The sequence below is a fragment of the Acidiphilium rubrum genome (assembly GCF_900156265.1).
GTDB lineage: Bacteria > Pseudomonadota > Alphaproteobacteria > Acetobacterales > Acetobacteraceae > Acidiphilium > Acidiphilium rubrum.
On record NZ_FTNE01000045.1, the window covers coordinates 1 to 14,018 of the forward strand.

Sequence of the window (14,018 nt, forward strand, 5' to 3'; positions counted from 1 at the left end):
AGCCGCCGTTATGGTTGAAGCCGGTGAGTGCCGCGTATTGTGTAGTGGTGCCGCCATTGACTGTGCCGAGCGCCGCATAGTCGGCCCTGGTGCCGCCATTGGTTGGGTTGGCGAAGGTCGGGTAGTTCTGCCCGCCGTTGCTGGCGATTACCCGCTCGGAGACCACCGGCGTGCCGTTATTGGCGAAGCTGGGATACTGCTCGCCGCCGCCGGCCGTCATGGTTTGAGCAACCACCGGGTTGGCCGGCATTACCACAATGCCCTGATCGGCATGGGCGACCGCACCCAGCCCGAACACACCAACCACAACCGCCGCCATCAGAGTTTTCGTAAACATCGTCATTATCCTTCAAAAAGCCTCGGCCTCGTTGGGGGTCGGGGAGGACTTAGCGTCCTTGTGTGAGACCGATATAGGAGGATGGAATAAAGCAATAAAGGTGATTGAAACTGTCAATCCTATCGAAAATAAAGATGTAAAGATGACTTGTTTTAGGCATTCATCCTCAGGGCGCCGATAGAAGACCGGGCGCAGGAATTAGTCCGGCAAGGAGGCTTTTCTCGTCCTGGTGCCACGACAACTTTCGGCTTGCGGTCCTTGACGTTTATGTCGGTGTTTCAGCGTCACGAATATGATTGGCAATGGGATGCAGCATGCGCAGATCGATGTTGGAGGTGACACCAAAACCAATCCCGTTATTGATCCATGTGAACAAGTTGTTTTGGCCTATATGGCTTTCGATCATGCGCCCGGCGCGCGAGGGCACATCCATTTTGCGGATCAACACCACCAGCCGGGTCTTATGCCGGCGATAAATAAGCACTGCAGCGGGCCCGTGCGTGGTGGCTAGGATAGTGGCGCCGATGATGCCATATCCGCTTCCCGCCAGATCGGGCACGGTCACGGCAAATCCGACGGCGCTCGAAAGAGATTTCGATATCCCATTATTGCCTAAAGCGTTGTTTGTCTGATCAGGGATACGACCAGGCGCAAAGACCTGGTACGCCGCCTTCGTTTCCAGCTTGAGCGCTGCAATTCCCACCGGCAGTGTCGGAACGCTGATCCTGGCTGATCCATGACCATACCACCCCGACGCGGCGCCGATGCCGAGCGCCACCAGAAACCCAGCTGCGCTGCGCCAGTTCGCGGTTGACCAGAACGAAGCGCGGGTCGCTTGGCCGGTAAGCAAATGTGACAGCGTCAGTTGCGGCGGCAGTGGTTCGGCGGCAACCGGATCAAAGCGAGCATGGACCCAATCTCGCTGCGCCTGCCAGGCCCGCACGCGTTCCTCCTGCCGCGGGTTCTGGGCAAGATAGCCATCGACCTGACGACGCCGGTCCGCGGCAAGACGGTCATCGACATAGGCATGCAGATCGTCCTCGGTGATCGGCGGGATCATTTAACCCTCCGCAGGGCAGGGCGCGCCCGCCCGTCCATGAAATCACGCAGATGATCCCGCGCGCGGCTAAGGCGCGACATCACCGTGCCGAGCGGTATGCCGAGCATCGCCGCAACCTCGGCATACTCAAAACCTTCCAGCGTAATGAGCAAAAACACCTCCCGCTGATCATCCGGCAATGCCGCAAGCCCCTTGCTCAGCTCGTGCATCTGCATCCGCTGCTCCTGAACCGGCGCCGTTGCCGGCATGAGCGCCGCCGCTTCGTCAATGTCGATGGAGGTGCCACGCGCCACAATTTTACGCCGCCCGCTGATAAAATGGTTGCGGATAATCGTGAACAGCCAGGGGCGAACCTCGCTTTCCGTCATTCGCGGCTTGATGTGCGCAAGCGCCAAAACCAGGCAATCATGAACAAGGTCATCGGCATCCTGCCGGCCGCCAAGCAAGGCGCTGGCATAACGCCTGAGCGACGGGATCGTCTCCTCGATCTTCGATAAAACGGTCACCCAAAGCCTTTCTTGCAGCGGTGCGTCTCATGCCTTCACAACGCGGTGAGGCTGTCTTTATTCCACAGCCACCCATGGATTGACAATATTTCCATCGCAAAACCGTGACAGCCCGATCTGGAATTTTTTGTCGCCGTCGCGCGTTGTTCAAATACATGATGCCTGTGCGGCACGATTGCTTAGAGCAGCGATCGTCATGCCTGGCCGACTATGCCGTTTCGAAAGTTCCACGATGCAAATCAATCTGCAAGTCGCCGCCTATGCCGGTCCTTTAAGACCTGATGCATCCACAAAGCGCCGCTCAGTTTTGAGGGCCGGCTTGGCTCTTCTAGGGCTGGGCGCCGGTGCGCCGCTTGCTCGGGCAGCGGAGCCGAAAGCAGCGATGTCTGCAATGGGTAGATCCGCCAGCGCGTCCGGAGCAAAAAAAGCTTTCGTGGCAAAGATGATGCAAGCGATGGACCACATGGATCACGCCATGGCCGCAGCGCCAATGAACGGCGACCCTGATCATGACTTTCTATCGATGATGATCCCGCACCATCAAGGGGCGATCGAGATGGCGAAGCTGATCCTGCTTTATGGGAAAAACGTGCATATCCGCAATCTCGCGGAAGGGATCATCGCTGAACAAGAAAACGAAATTCAGATCATGCGGCATTGGCTGGCGATGATGCCGCCGGTGACGCACCCGTAAACCGATCATCATTTTCTTACACTAAAAGGCAACGAACCATGAAACATCTCCCCTTTTTAATCGGCGCGGGTCTCTGCATAAGCGGAGCCGCCTTCGCCGGGCAGGCGCCCATGAGCGCCAAGGCGCCAAACATCCCGATCAGCGCGCATGATCGCGTCTATACCGCCGATCAAAGCTCAAACACGGTATCGGTGTTCAATCCTGAAACCGAGAAATTGCTCGGCGTGATCCGGCTCGGCGCCACCACGCCAAGCAACCTAAGCCCACTCTATACCGGCCAGCTGCTCGTCCATGGCATGGGTTTCGCCCCTGATCATCGTACGATCGCTGTAGTCTCGATCGGATCGAATTCCGTCGCTTTCATCGACACCGCGACAAATAAGGTCAAGCACGTCGTGTATGTCGGGCGCTCACCCCATGAAGCGTTCTACACTCCAGATGGCAAGGAAGTCTGGGTCACCGTGCGCGGCGAGAATTACGTCTCGGTGATCGATGCCAAAACCTATGCGAAAAATACGCGCATCCATATGGCCGGCGGCCCTGGCATGACGATGTTCCGCCCTGACGGCAAATACGGCTTTGTCTGTTCCAGCTTTCACCCAGTGCTGAGCGTGGTCGATGTCGCAAGCCATAAAGTTGTCGCGACCGTGAAGCAGGCATCGCCATTTTGTCCTGATATCGCGGTGACGCCGGATGGCAAGCAGGTGTGGTTCACCCTTAAGGATACTGGCAAAACGCAGGTTTTCAGCGCCCGCAAGCCGTTCAAGCAAATCGCGCTGCTCGACACCGGCCCGATCACCAACCACGTCAATATCGTGCGCAACCGGAATGGACAATTCGCTTATATCTCGATCGGCGGCGAAAACGAGATCAAGGTCTATACCACCACCAGCCATCCGAAATTGGTCGCGACAATTCCGACGCCTGATTTACCGCATGGCCTGTGGCCGTCGGGAGATGGGAAAAGGATTTACGTCGCCCTCGAAAACAGCACAGGCGTGGTTGCGATCAATACGCTGACGAACAAGGTTGTGGCGATCATTAAAGGCGGTCAGTCGCCCCAGGCTCTTACTTACGTCCCCGATGCGGTGCCGAGCGGACCCGGCACTGAAAACCTAAAACCTTTGGGCATCAGCGGTAATACTGGGCACCTTGCATTGGGTATGGTGGGCTCGTCGAAACCAATCACGACGGTCTCCGTCAACGACCAGGGCTTAATCGATCTCGTTGAAGCCGCCGTTACCGGCCTTAAGCCGAAAGCCAAGTATCAGCTGGCCCTGGCTGGAAAGGCAACGGCTCCCTGGGGTGCGATCACGCCGCTTATGAATTTTAAGAGCAATCCGGCAGGTGCCGCCATCGTCACCGCTTTCACGCCGCTGAAAACGATTGTCAGGCCGCATGGGCAGGATGAACCGAAGGATACTCAACAACGCTATTTAATAGTCCGTCCGATCAATGCCTCCGGACCGGGACTTCCTGTGGAAGCGCAGTTATCAAACGTACATGCCATATCCGTTGACCAAAGCCATGCAGTCAGCGCCCATGCAGAATAATGAAGATGCATCGCCGGACGAGCGGCTTTCAGCCGTGGAGGAGAAACGGAGAACCTCACCAGTCTCCCGATCCGATCTGGTGTTGCCAATGCGGCCATACCGCTCGTGAATGGGCAATATCCGAGGCCCAGGATCACACGCCGGCTGTGGACTGGTCTGGCCGCGGGCGCCATCGCCATCGTCATCAATAGCTTTATCCTGTTTGCCGCCGACTGGATTCCGTTGGTAACCGCGCATGGCGGATTGCTGAAACTGATCAAGCCGTTCGTCGCGGGTCCGCTGCAAACATCCGGCGTCGCCTCCCTGTGGCGAACGCTCGATCTGCCCGCGCCGCAGACGATGGTCTTCAAGATCGGTTTCCATATCGCGGTGGGTCTTGCGATGGCCGTTGCGTACGCGTTCATCTTCGAACCCGTGCTGCGCGGCCCTGCCTGGCTGAAGGGTCTGCTCTATGCAGCTTTTGCCTGGATAATGAACGCGTTCATCGTGCTGCCCTGGATCGGCGAAGGGATCGCCGGCAGCCGCAATCTGAGCCTCGCCGGGATGGCATATTTCGCCTTCGCTCATACGGTGTTTTTCGTGCTTCTCGCGATTCTATACGCGCAATTCATGAATGGCCGAACAACAACCCCGAAGGGGCTATCATTATGACCTCGTGCCGCACGAACCGGAACGGGTCAGACGAGAATCCGACAGTCAATTTTCTTGAGGATGGCGTAGAACGACATGCTGAGGATGATCACCCGTACACACAAAAACGTGATAGTTTCGGATGGAATTTTTTGCTCCCTGGCACGTTGATACTCTCATAGTTCATCACTCTGGCGCTCGAAGCTGCTCGCAACTTCTAGGACCCAACGCTCGACGACATTTATTACGGAGTTAAAATGAGAAGCCTGCGCACGAAACTGATTGTTACAGCCGCTATCGCTACTTTGGCGGCGCCAATGGCTGGATACGCACAAATGACGCCGGGTACCGCGGCGGCACCGATAAATGCTTCCATGTTTCCTGCACCGGTCTATGTTGCACTGCAAGGCAAGGGCAGTGTCGAGGAGTTGCCGAGCGGCAAGATTTGGAGCGGCTTCCCGTTAGCGCATTATATCGACTACAGCCCCTCCGGAAAGTTGCTGCTGGTCAGCGGCTTTGCAACTGGCGACGTCTATCTTGCCAGCGCCATCGACGGCAAGAAGCTGGCTACATTTCATCTGGGCGGCGTGATCCAGGGGGTAAAACTCGATCCTACTGGTACATATGGATTAACTGTCGATGCGTCAGGCGGATTTGTCGGAGTCATTAACGTCAAGACCAGGAAGATGGTCAAAACCATCTCAGTCGGAAAGATCCCGCACAATATCGTCTTCTCTCATGACGGCAAATTGGCCTACGTAACCGTGCAAGGCGAAGATAAGCTTGCCGTCATCAATATGCGTACATTGAGTGTCGAGCGCGATATTACCGTGGCCGACATGAAAACGCCGCACAACCTTGATCTCACGGCGTCCGGCAAGCGGCTATGGATTCGCAGCCATTCCATGGCCGGACGTGACGGCACGGTCGTGCTGATCGACCTGCAAAGCGGCAAGACGCTCGCTCACTTCAAAGTTGGCAAGTTCCACGGCGGCATGGACGTTATCCCAGGCAACCGATATGCGGTCACGACAAATATTGGGGGCCACACCGCCGAGGTTTTTTCGATGGCAAAACCGCACCTGCTTAAAAAGATCATGGTTGGCCAGGGTCCCCATGGTGTGCGCGCCAGCCCGAATGGCCAATGGATTTATACCGCTGCAACAAGGTCGGCAGAATTCGATGTAATCAGCGCTCGCTCGCTTAAAGTCGTCCAACGGATCACGTTGCCCAAGGGCAGCTTTCCGTTCTGGATGGCTGTTCCCGGAAATCCATGATACCAAACCCGAAGATCATTTTTCATCGGCATTGGGGGTTTGAAACGGTGGACAGGAAGATGAACCGCAGGCTCTACGTGAAGACGATGGTGCTTCCCGCAGTGGGATTGCTGCTTGCCGGACCAATGACAGGCGAAGCCCTCGCTTCGAGCAAAGCGACGAAAGCCAGTGCTGGCTATGTCGATCATCCGGCGGGAAGCTCAAAGTGCTCGAACTGTGCGAACTACGTCAAGGCCGGTTCGATGTGCCAGGTCGTCGCAGGAAAGGTTTCACCCAATGGATTTTGTAATTTTTTCTCTCCGGCGACATAAAACATAGGAACTGGCGAGTGCGCTTGAAAGCGCCTTAATCTGCGGAGGCCGCTATCGTAAGATCTTCCGTGTTTGTCTTTACTTTGTGTATTCTAGGCTACAGGTCTACCTCGGACATCGACGACAATTGAAGGAGATTCTAATGCATAAACATGCTTACAGATTGACTGTGCTTTCCATCGCTGGATTGCTTGTTGGAATCGGGTTTCCGACGGCTCATGCCGCTACGCAGGCGGTACTACACGACCAAGTCGGCACAAGCATTTACTCGCCCGGCCCTCTAATTCCAATGCAGCCGTTCAAGCTTAATCTCAACATGACTCACCCGTCGATGCAGATCATAAAGATGGATGTAAAAAAGATGCACATGATGACTTGTACATTGGTGCCAGCCAACACCAACACGGATACAGCGATTTTATCTTGCCGCCCCGGAAAATAGAGGCTGCAATACCAGCTGTCGTTAGGCGGGATCGGCTGCTCATTGCTGAGCTGAATGCCAAAGCGAATTTTTGCTACAACGCGAGGAGACGAAACTATGCATACAAGATTACGCCAAAATGGCGATGTTCTGTTCCACTCGGCGAAACTTGCCGGTGTTTCTTTGCTGGTCCTTGGTTTGGGCGCTTGTTCCAACATGATGGGGTCGCCAAGTCCGGCCTCCACTGAGGGTGATATGTCTCTGCCGGCGCCAGGTCCAGGGCATACGGAACCATCATATAACCAGTCCGGCAGTGCCGCCAATAATGGCGGCATGCTGCTGCCTCCGCCAGGACCTGGACATGTGGAGCCGGCGTATAATCAGCCGGGCAGCTCAACAAATACTGGCGGCATGTTGCTGCCGCCGCCAGGGCCAGGCACGACTGAGCCGGCGAACGGCACAACAACGCCTAACGCACCGAACCAGTAGAAAGAAGCAGCCGGATGAGCGTTTTTTCCCGTATAACCAGCTTTTGAGCCGGCTGCTTCACTTTTTCGAGGAAAGCAAGCTCCCCTGGGGACATCTGCCCTGGGGATAGTCGGATTTTTGACTCTTTTCTTTCCTCAAACCGCGCCCGACCGGGCTTCGGTACTGCATGAATGGCATCGCCCCATTTTCACCCCAAGGACCGTATGATGCAAAAACTCCTTCTTGCGACTGCGTTGGCCGGCGGCATTGCAGCATTGTCGGCGATCCGCCCTTCGGCAGCGGCGGAAACCGTCATTCTAGCACCCCCGCCGATGATTGACGCCCCGCTGGCGAAAGCACCTGGCAGCGAAACCGCAGTCCTTTCCGGTGGCTGTTTCTGGGGCATGCAAGTGGTGTTCCAGCATGTGAAGGGCGTGCAGAAAGCTGTTTCCGGTTATACCGGCGGCGCTGCCGACACCGCCCATTATGGCAATGTCAGCACCGGAACTACTGGGCAGGCGGAATCGTTGAAGATTACTTTTGATCCAAGCATGATCAGCTATGGACAGCTTTTGCGTATCTACGTCTCGGTAGCAACAAATCCAACTGAACTGAATTATCAGGGACCGGACCACGGCACCCAGTATCGCGGAGAGATCTGGGCTGAAAATCCGCAACAACGCAGGATCGCCCAAGCCTATATCAGGCAACTTACTGCCGATCATGCCTTCGCCGCACCGATTGTAACTCGCATCGACGCCGCAAGGCCTTTTTATCCGGCAGAAGGTTACCATCAGAATTTCGCCACGCTGCACCCGGACAACCGCTATATCGAGCTTTACGATGCGCCGAAGGTGAACGCGCTGGCCAGACTTTTTCCGGGTCTCTATGTAAGCCATGCCGCGATCGTTGCTGTAGGATCTGCCGGTTAAAGGGGCGATCATGCGGGAGACCGGCAGCATTCAGGCGATTATCGCCCTGATCGGCAGCCGTTGCTCGATCTCGGGTCAATCGGGGTCGGCATGCCGAGTAGGTGGGGACGTTCCCGCCCACCCCTCACAGACGCGGACGTGCAGCCAATCTTTGGCGCAATCGAACCGATCGCCTCCCATTGCGAAGCATGATCCTTGCCATGCTCCAGCACCATCCGGACCGCTCGTTCGCGGACTTCAGGTAAATATCTGTTCGATGTCTTCCGCTTTCCATTGCTCCGTCCTACTCAAGAGTTGGAGCCTCCGGAAAACCCGGGGCGCTTCAACAAGGAGCAGCCGGATGGCTATGTCTTTAACCATGGCACGCTTGTGACCCGGCCGCTTTACTTTCCTGAACCAAACAGGGTCCTCCGTTCGATCCGCACATGCGGCATGGCCGCGCTTGTCGCATTTGGACTGACAAACTGCGCCGCGCCTTCGGTTGCAGGACAGGAAATCAGACCCTATCCAACATCCGTGGCATCGATACGACCAGCTATCTGTGGCGCCGCCGGCGCCAGCGTGGTGACCGATACCGGCCTCAAAATACTCTATTCCGGCAAGGTTCCAAACCGGCCAAAGCTTTGCCGGATTTCGATTAACGACGTGGCCGGCGACTATTATTTCGGCATCTGGGACACCAAGTGGCCAGGCGGCGCGAAAGCGGAACAGGCGCTTCAGACAGTGATTTTTGGCTCTCCCGGCACAATGGTCCGGTTCGACACGATCGGCGGACCGGGCTACCCCTATTTCAAATTTCATGAGACGATCCGCAACGAGGGCTTTGAGCGTCTTCATGTCGCAGGGCGGTACTACAATACGATGAAAATCGCCCATGAGCGGCAAGGCTTTGGCGGCAACATCTATCATTCGGTTGTCACCCAATGGCGCGATATTCGCACCGGCGTGACGGTTTACGTCAATTACCAGCATATCTCCGGCTGGCCGCAACCCCGCGCCTGGTCTCCATTAAAGATCATGATGCGACCCTGCAACAGCCAGGCGTCTTGAAACCCTGACAAGCCAATGATGCTTCTGCTTTCATTGCCATAAAACAAGTTGGCACAGATATCACCCGCTGGCTTCTTCTTCCTGGAGCTATAGCCGAAATTGGGTGATGGCATGGTGAGAAAGGTGGCGTATCGAGGCGGGTGGAAGCCTGCCTGAACCTCTTGAAGGAGCGATACGCCTATGACGAGCGATAGCACTATTCTTCCCTTCCGCAAGCCCGGAGACGTTGAGGATCCGCTGACGGCGATCCTGAGGGACGGGGCCCGTCGGCTGCTGGCCCAGGCAATCGAGGCGGAGGCTGAGGCGTTTCTGGCCGCAATGAAGGGTGAACGGCTGGCTGACGGCCGCGACCGCGTTGTGCGGCACGGTCTGGGTCCGGTGAGGGAAATCCAGACCGGGATTGGTCCGGTCGAGGTGCAGCGCGTGAAGCTGCGCGACCGCGGGGCGGAAGCGGGCAATGAGCGCATTCGTTTCACTTCGGCCCTTTTGCCGCCCTGGGCGCGTCGGACCCGGAGCCTGGATGCGTTGCTGCCCATCCTTTATCTGCGCGGTATTTCGATGGGTGATTTCCAAGATGCATTGGGGGCGTTGTTGGGGAAAGATGCGCCAAACCTCTCGCCCTCGGTAGTTGCCCGATTGCGCGGCGAATGGGAATCCGACTTCAAGCGCTGGCAGCGGCGGGATCTTTCGGCCCGGCGTTACGTCTACATCTGGGCCGATGGCGTCTATCTGCAGGCACGGATGGAACCACAGGCAGAGTGCATGCTGGTGCTGATCGGCGCCACCCCCGAGGGCCGGAAAGAGTTGATCGGTTTTCAGGTGGGCGTGCGGGAAAGTGCGCAGAGCTGGCACGAACTGCTCGTCGATCTGAAGGCCCGGGGTCTGACCATCGCACCGCAGGTCGCCACCGGGGACGGGGCGCTCGGCTTCTGGAAGGCGATCGAGGAGGTCTGGCCGAGGACATGCCATCAGCGCTGCACGGTCCACAAAACCGCCAATGTGCTGAACAAGATGCCGAAAGTACTCCAACCGGCCGCCAAAGCCGATCTACGTGAAATCTGGACGGCACCGGATCGTGCGACGGCCGAGGCGGCGATTACAAAGTTCGTTGAGAAATACGGCTTGAAGTACGATAAGGCGGTGACCTGTCTGATCAAGGACCGTGATGCGCTGCTGACCTTCTACGATTACCCGGCCGAGCATTGGGAGCATCTGCGGACCTCCAACCCGATCGAGAGCGTGTTCGCCACCGTCCGCCACAGAACGGTCCGAACCAAGGGCGCGCTGTCGCAGGACACCGCCCGGCTCATGGTCTTCAAACTCGTCACCGCAGCCGCCAAAACCTGGCGCAAACTCAACGGAGAAAACCAGTTGCCCAAGGTCATCCAGGGCATTACTTTCCGGGACGGCGTCGAGGTGATCGAGACGCCAGCACAGAACGCCGCCTGATCACCGCCGTCACCCAATTTCCATCATAGCTCTTCTTCCTGGCGTATGTTATACAGTCGTACTTATAAAGCTGCGGCGATTAACAACAGTGTGAAACCAACCAACGGGAGGACTATGAATGAACCAAAAACTGCCTGAACTGATACCAGCCTTGATACCCAGCCGGCGCGCCGCCATGCTAGGCGCCGCATCATTCGGCGCATTGGCCCTGAGTACCGGACGAGGCGCCGCTGCTGAGGCGGAAACAGTCACTCTGCCTTTCGCCAATGGCGAGCGCCCTATGGTTGCCGCGGGCACGTTTCCGCAAAAGGGCGAGATGATCCTTCAGCGCACCCGCGCGCCTCTGCTCGAAACGCCGTGGCCGGTGCTCCAGAAGCATTTGTTCACCCCGAACGACCAGACCTATGTACGCTGGCACATGGCGGACTTCCCGACCAGCGTGGACGCCTCGACCTATAAAATTAAAGTGTTCGGCGCGGTGAAGAAGCCGTTCGAGCTGACGCTAGAGGAACTGGTCAAAGCCTTTCCTCCTAAACGCATGGCGGCGATCAACCAATGCTCCGGCAACAGCCGGGGCTTTATCAACCCACGCGTCTCCGGCGCTCAATGGGGAAATGGCGCGATGTATAACGCGATGTGGACAGGCGTGCCGCTCAGCCATCTGCTCGCCCATGCAGGCCTCACCACCAAGGGCACCCATGTCGCCTTCCGCAGCCTGGAACAGGGCGGCGGGCTCTACCCGCCCGATGTTACCTTCGAGAAAACTTTGCCGCTCAAGCGCGCCAATGACGGCGAGGTGATGGTCGCCTACCAGATGAATGGTGAGAACCTGCCGCTGCTGAACGGCTATCCGGTGCGCCTCATTGTGCCCGGCTGGTACTCGACTTACTGGGTAAAAATGCTCACTGAGATCGAGGTGATCGACCATCCCAGCACAAATTTCTGGATGGCGGTGGCCTATAAAATCCCCGACACCAAGACCGGCGAGATGAAGCCTGGCGAAAAAGGCATCAAATTCGTCCCGATCAACAAAATGAAGCCGCGCAGCTTCTTCACCAGTGTCGAAAATGGCCAGAAATTCTCCTCTGGCCAAGCGGTGACCTTGGAAGGCTTCGCCTTCGGCGGTGGCAGCGCGCTGAAATCAGTGATGGTCTCGGTCAATGGTGGCAAAACCTGGCGCACCGCCACGCTTGGCAAGAATTACGGCGCCTACGGGTTCCGCCCTTGGCACGCCCGCATATCCCTGCCCAAGACCGGAACCTACCGGCTGATGGTGAAGGCCGCGAATGCCGAGGGCCATGTCCAGCCCATGGTCGCCGGCTGGAACCCTGGCGGCTTCATGTATAACGGCATCGAGCATGTCGATGTAACAGTCGCTTAACGAGGAGATGACCCCATGAAAATCAAAACCATCGCTCTGCTGGCAGGCGGCGTTCTTTCGATAAGCGCCTTTGCCCTTGCGGCGACACCCGCGCCGATATTCAAATCGGAATCGGTAAAAATTCCGGTTCCCGGCGCGTATTTCCAGGGCACCGACGCCGCCGTGCTCAATCAGAACTGCGCGTACTGTCATTCCGCTGGCTTTGTGAACCGCCAGCCGGTGATTCCTCAAGCTGCCTGGACCGGCGAAGTCACCAAGATGAAGAAGGTCTTCGGCGCTCCGTATAGTACCGCTGAAATTCCCAAGCTTGTGGATGCGCTGGTCGCGCGTCAGAAGGAAAGGAAATAATCACTGGATGCCTGCCGTGCTCTCAGCCATCCCCTCATTTTGCCTGAGCAAACAATCTGCTGAACTCGGGTGCGTCTGCCAGGGCTTGGGCGAACGCTTGCATGAGCGGGATCAGCCGGTGTTTGGGCATGTTGGGGATCAATTCGTAGAGCATGCAACCCTGGCGGAACAGCGAGTGGGTGCGGGTCTTGCTGGTGTTGGACTTGAGCAGCCGGTCCATGCCTAGGCTTTCTCCGGCCGCACCCAGCAACGTCAGCAGCGCGACCGCAAAGGCACTGACCAGCAACAGCCGGTCGCGGCGCATGGGCTCGCCGACGCGGGTGGCCGACAGTCCCATGCCAAAGCGCAGATCCTTGGTATCGCGGAATTGCGGCTCGATGGTCCAGCGGCGGGCGTAGTGGTTGACCAGCGTCGCCGCAGACGCTTCGGTATCGCTGGCAGCCAGGCACCAGGGCTCTTTCATGGCTTTGGCGTGGACGCACACCACGGCCCCCACAAGCTGTCCCTTCGCCGTGACCCGCGCATCGCGCAGTTTGCACGCCCTGCCGCCCTTGCCGACCCACTCGGCCGCGGGCCTGGCCGTGCCGTGGGCATCGGTTACTCTGATGTTGCCGCGAAAGCGGATCACGTAGCCGAAACCGAGCTTGCCCAGGAAGGCGAATAGCTTCTGATCGCTGAAGCCGCGATCGGCCAGGATCGTCACCTGGCATCCCTCCGGCACCGTTTCAGCCAGGCGGCACAGGCAGGCATCCTCAAAATCGTTGCGCCGGCTTGCGATTTCCTCTTTCCACACGGAAAGCCAGAGCAGAGGTGCCGCGCGGCCATGGCCCGTCACCAGGCTCAGTACGAGGGTCGCTTGATCGTCATGGTTGAAGTCGGTCCAGTCCATCGCGACCAGGATGTCAGGCCGCGTGCCGACTTGATGCGGCACCCAGCGTGCAAAGCTCTCCCACACGTCGATGCCCGCGTTGCTTATCAGACGGTCCACCTGCTTGACCGCATGCTTGGTGACAAGCCCGCGCGCCTGCGCCAGGGCCTGGCCGATGGTCGTGGCTGTGACAATCGATTTTGGCCCACTTGTGCTGATGAATTCTGGCCCACCTCCGGGGGTTGGACAGGCAGTGCCGCCCCGCGGGGCGGCACTGCCTGTCAGCGGTTGTTTTTCTCCTTCCTGTTCATGATTTGCTGGCCGTCCGTTGCGCCGTGGTGCGACGGAAGCGGTAGGAGTCCGTGCCGGTTGTGATGATGTGGGCACGGTCGGTCAGGCGGTCGATCAGCGCCTTGCACAGGCGCGGATTGGGAATGACCTGCGACCATTCGGAGAACGGCAGATTGGTGGTGACGATCACCGCCGCCTTCTCCGCCCGGTCGGCGATCACCTGGAACATCAACTCGCACGCGGTCTCCGCCAGCGGCACGTAGCCGAGCTCGTCAATGCAGATCAGGTCGAGCCGTTCCCAGCGGCCGAGTGCGCGGCTGAGCTGGTTGGCGTGCGCCGCCTCAGCCAGTTCGTTGATCATCGCGGTCGCCGTGGTGAACCGCACCCGCCGGCGCTGACGGCAGGCGGCCACGCATAACCCCGTCGCCAGATGCGTCTTCCC

General features: G+C 57.9%; 16 protein-coding genes and 1 pseudogene. 10 read left to right on the forward strand and 7 right to left on the reverse strand.

Annotation, left to right across the window (positions count from 1 at the left end; genetic code table 11):
- The 3 genes from BW994_RS17710 to BW994_RS17720 form a co-directional block, all read right to left on the reverse strand.
- The coding region (locus tag BW994_RS17710) for a hypothetical protein (RefSeq protein ID WP_139334170.1) at positions 1–337 on the reverse strand (337 nt) is incomplete at its 3' end.
- A gap of 265 nt (positions 338–602) precedes the next feature.
- Positions 603–1,397, reverse strand: coding sequence for an anti-sigma factor family protein (locus tag BW994_RS17715; RefSeq protein WP_029314082.1), 795 nt, complete (start codon positions 1,395–1,397; stop codon positions 603–605).
- Entirely contained in the window at positions 1,394–1,903 is a 510-nt protein-coding gene (locus tag BW994_RS17720) for an RNA polymerase sigma factor (RefSeq protein ID WP_029314083.1), read from the reverse strand. Before BW994_RS17720 ends, BW994_RS17715 begins: the two co-directional genes overlap by 4 nt.
- A 232-nt stretch (positions 1,904–2,135) precedes the next feature.
- Between BW994_RS17720 and copM the strand changes: the two genes are divergently transcribed.
- The 5 genes from copM to BW994_RS19430 all read left to right on the forward strand — a co-directional run bounded on the left by copM (position 2,136) and on the right by BW994_RS19430 (position 6,368).
- Positions 2,136–2,597: a CopM family metallochaperone gene (gene copM / locus BW994_RS17725; protein WP_211252817.1), complete on the forward strand. Its 462-nt coding sequence runs from the start codon at positions 2,136–2,138 to the stop codon at positions 2,595–2,597.
- Positions 2,598–2,635: 38 nt separating this feature from the next.
- On the forward strand, positions 2,636–4,150 hold the full coding sequence (locus BW994_RS17730; RefSeq protein WP_051657644.1) for a YncE family protein: 1,515 nt from the start codon (positions 2,636–2,638) through the stop codon (positions 4,148–4,150).
- Positions 4,151–4,255: 105 nt separating this feature from the next.
- Positions 4,256–4,801 carry a hypothetical protein gene (locus BW994_RS17735; protein ID WP_029314087.1) on the forward strand — a complete coding sequence of 182 codons (546 nt, stop codon included), beginning with the start codon at positions 4,256–4,258 and terminating at the stop codon, positions 4,799–4,801.
- 236 nt (positions 4,802–5,037) lie between these two features.
- Complete coding sequence (locus tag BW994_RS17740; protein WP_139334202.1) at positions 5,038–6,057, forward strand: YncE family protein; 1,020 nt, start codon at positions 5,038–5,040, stop codon at positions 6,055–6,057.
- A gap of 59 nt (positions 6,058–6,116) precedes the next feature.
- A complete protein-coding gene (locus BW994_RS19430) occupies positions 6,117–6,368 on the forward strand; it encodes a hypothetical protein (protein ID WP_217696478.1) in 252 nt (83 codons plus the stop codon).
- Between the two features lie 321 nt (positions 6,369–6,689).
- On the opposite strand, the gene BW994_RS19435 is transcribed toward BW994_RS19430, so the two are convergent.
- On the reverse strand, positions 6,690–7,124 hold the full coding sequence (locus BW994_RS19435; protein ID WP_139334204.1) for a hypothetical protein: 435 nt from the start codon (positions 7,122–7,124) through the stop codon (positions 6,690–6,692).
- 360 nt (positions 7,125–7,484) lie between these two features.
- Between BW994_RS19435 and msrA the strand changes: the two genes are divergently transcribed.
- Complete coding sequence (gene msrA / locus BW994_RS17745) at positions 7,485–8,189, forward strand: peptide-methionine (S)-S-oxide reductase MsrA (RefSeq protein WP_139334207.1); 705 nt, start codon at positions 7,485–7,487, stop codon at positions 8,187–8,189.
- 122 nt (positions 8,190–8,311) lie between these two features.
- On the opposite strand, the pseudogene BW994_RS20320 reads toward msrA, so the two are convergent.
- Positions 8,312–8,440, reverse strand: a pseudogene (locus BW994_RS20320) (IS3 family transposase); the annotation flags it as partial.
- A gap of 181 nt (positions 8,441–8,621) precedes the next feature.
- On the opposite strand from BW994_RS20320, the gene BW994_RS19440 reads away from it, so the two are divergent.
- The 4 genes from BW994_RS19440 (at position 8,622) to BW994_RS17765 (ending at position 12,417) form a co-directional block, all read left to right on the forward strand.
- Positions 8,622–9,239, forward strand: coding sequence for a hypothetical protein (locus tag BW994_RS19440; RefSeq protein ID WP_217696479.1), 618 nt, complete (start codon positions 8,622–8,624; stop codon positions 9,237–9,239).
- Between the two features lie 180 nt (positions 9,240–9,419).
- Positions 9,420–10,688: an IS256 family transposase gene (locus tag BW994_RS17755; RefSeq protein ID WP_076454802.1), complete on the forward strand. Its 1,269-nt coding sequence runs from the start codon at positions 9,420–9,422 to the stop codon at positions 10,686–10,688.
- 118 nt (positions 10,689–10,806) lie between these two features.
- Positions 10,807–12,069 carry a molybdopterin-dependent oxidoreductase gene (locus BW994_RS17760; protein ID WP_029314360.1) on the forward strand — a complete coding sequence of 421 codons (1,263 nt, stop codon included), beginning with the start codon at positions 10,807–10,809 and terminating at the stop codon, positions 12,067–12,069.
- A 15-nt stretch (positions 12,070–12,084) separates the two neighbouring features.
- On the forward strand, positions 12,085–12,417 hold the full coding sequence (locus BW994_RS17765) for a hypothetical protein (protein ID WP_029314358.1): 333 nt from the start codon (positions 12,085–12,087) through the stop codon (positions 12,415–12,417).
- A gap of 34 nt (positions 12,418–12,451) precedes the next feature.
- On the opposite strand, the gene BW994_RS17770 is transcribed toward BW994_RS17765, so the two are convergent.
- The gene (locus BW994_RS17770; RefSeq protein WP_139334206.1) at positions 12,452–13,672 is read right to left on the reverse strand and encodes an IS4 family transposase; all 1,221 of its coding nucleotides are present in this window, start codon (positions 13,670–13,672) and stop codon (positions 12,452–12,454) included.
- Positions 13,593–14,018: ATP-binding protein (locus BW994_RS17775; RefSeq protein WP_175612138.1), on the reverse strand; the 426-nt coding region annotated here is incomplete at its 5' end. The genes BW994_RS17775 and BW994_RS17770, both read right to left, overlap by 80 nt.

Bases quoted from the DNA above. Each gene is read 5' to 3' on its own strand.
- BW994_RS17765 (WP_029314358.1), top strand. From the start codon at position 12,085: ATGAAAATCAAAACCATCGCTCTGCTGGCAGGCGGCGTTCTTTCGATA.
- BW994_RS17760 (WP_029314360.1), top strand. From the start codon at position 10,807: ATGAACCAAAAACTGCCTGAACTGATACCAGCCTTGATACCCAGCCGG.
- BW994_RS17730 (WP_051657644.1), top strand. From the start codon at position 2,636: ATGAAACATCTCCCCTTTTTAATCGGCGCGGGTCTCTGCATAAGCGGA.
- BW994_RS19435 (WP_139334204.1), bottom strand. From the start codon at position 7,124: ATGCCGCCATTATTGGCGGCACTGCCGGACTGGTTATATGATGGTTCC.
- BW994_RS17755 (WP_076454802.1), top strand. From the start codon at position 9,420: ATGACGAGCGATAGCACTATTCTTCCCTTCCGCAAGCCCGGAGACGTT.
- BW994_RS17715 (WP_029314082.1), bottom strand. From the start codon at position 1,397: ATGATCCCGCCGATCACCGAGGACGATCTGCATGCCTATGTCGATGAC.
- copM (WP_211252817.1), top strand. From the start codon at position 2,136: ATGCAAATCAATCTGCAAGTCGCCGCCTATGCCGGTCCTTTAAGACCT.
- BW994_RS19430 (WP_217696478.1), top strand. From the start codon at position 6,117: ATGAACCGCAGGCTCTACGTGAAGACGATGGTGCTTCCCGCAGTGGGA.
- BW994_RS17740 (WP_139334202.1), top strand. From the start codon at position 5,038: ATGAGAAGCCTGCGCACGAAACTGATTGTTACAGCCGCTATCGCTACT.
- BW994_RS19440 (WP_217696479.1), top strand. From the start codon at position 8,622: ATGGCCGCGCTTGTCGCATTTGGACTGACAAACTGCGCCGCGCCTTCG.
- msrA (WP_139334207.1), top strand. From the start codon at position 7,485: ATGCAAAAACTCCTTCTTGCGACTGCGTTGGCCGGCGGCATTGCAGCA.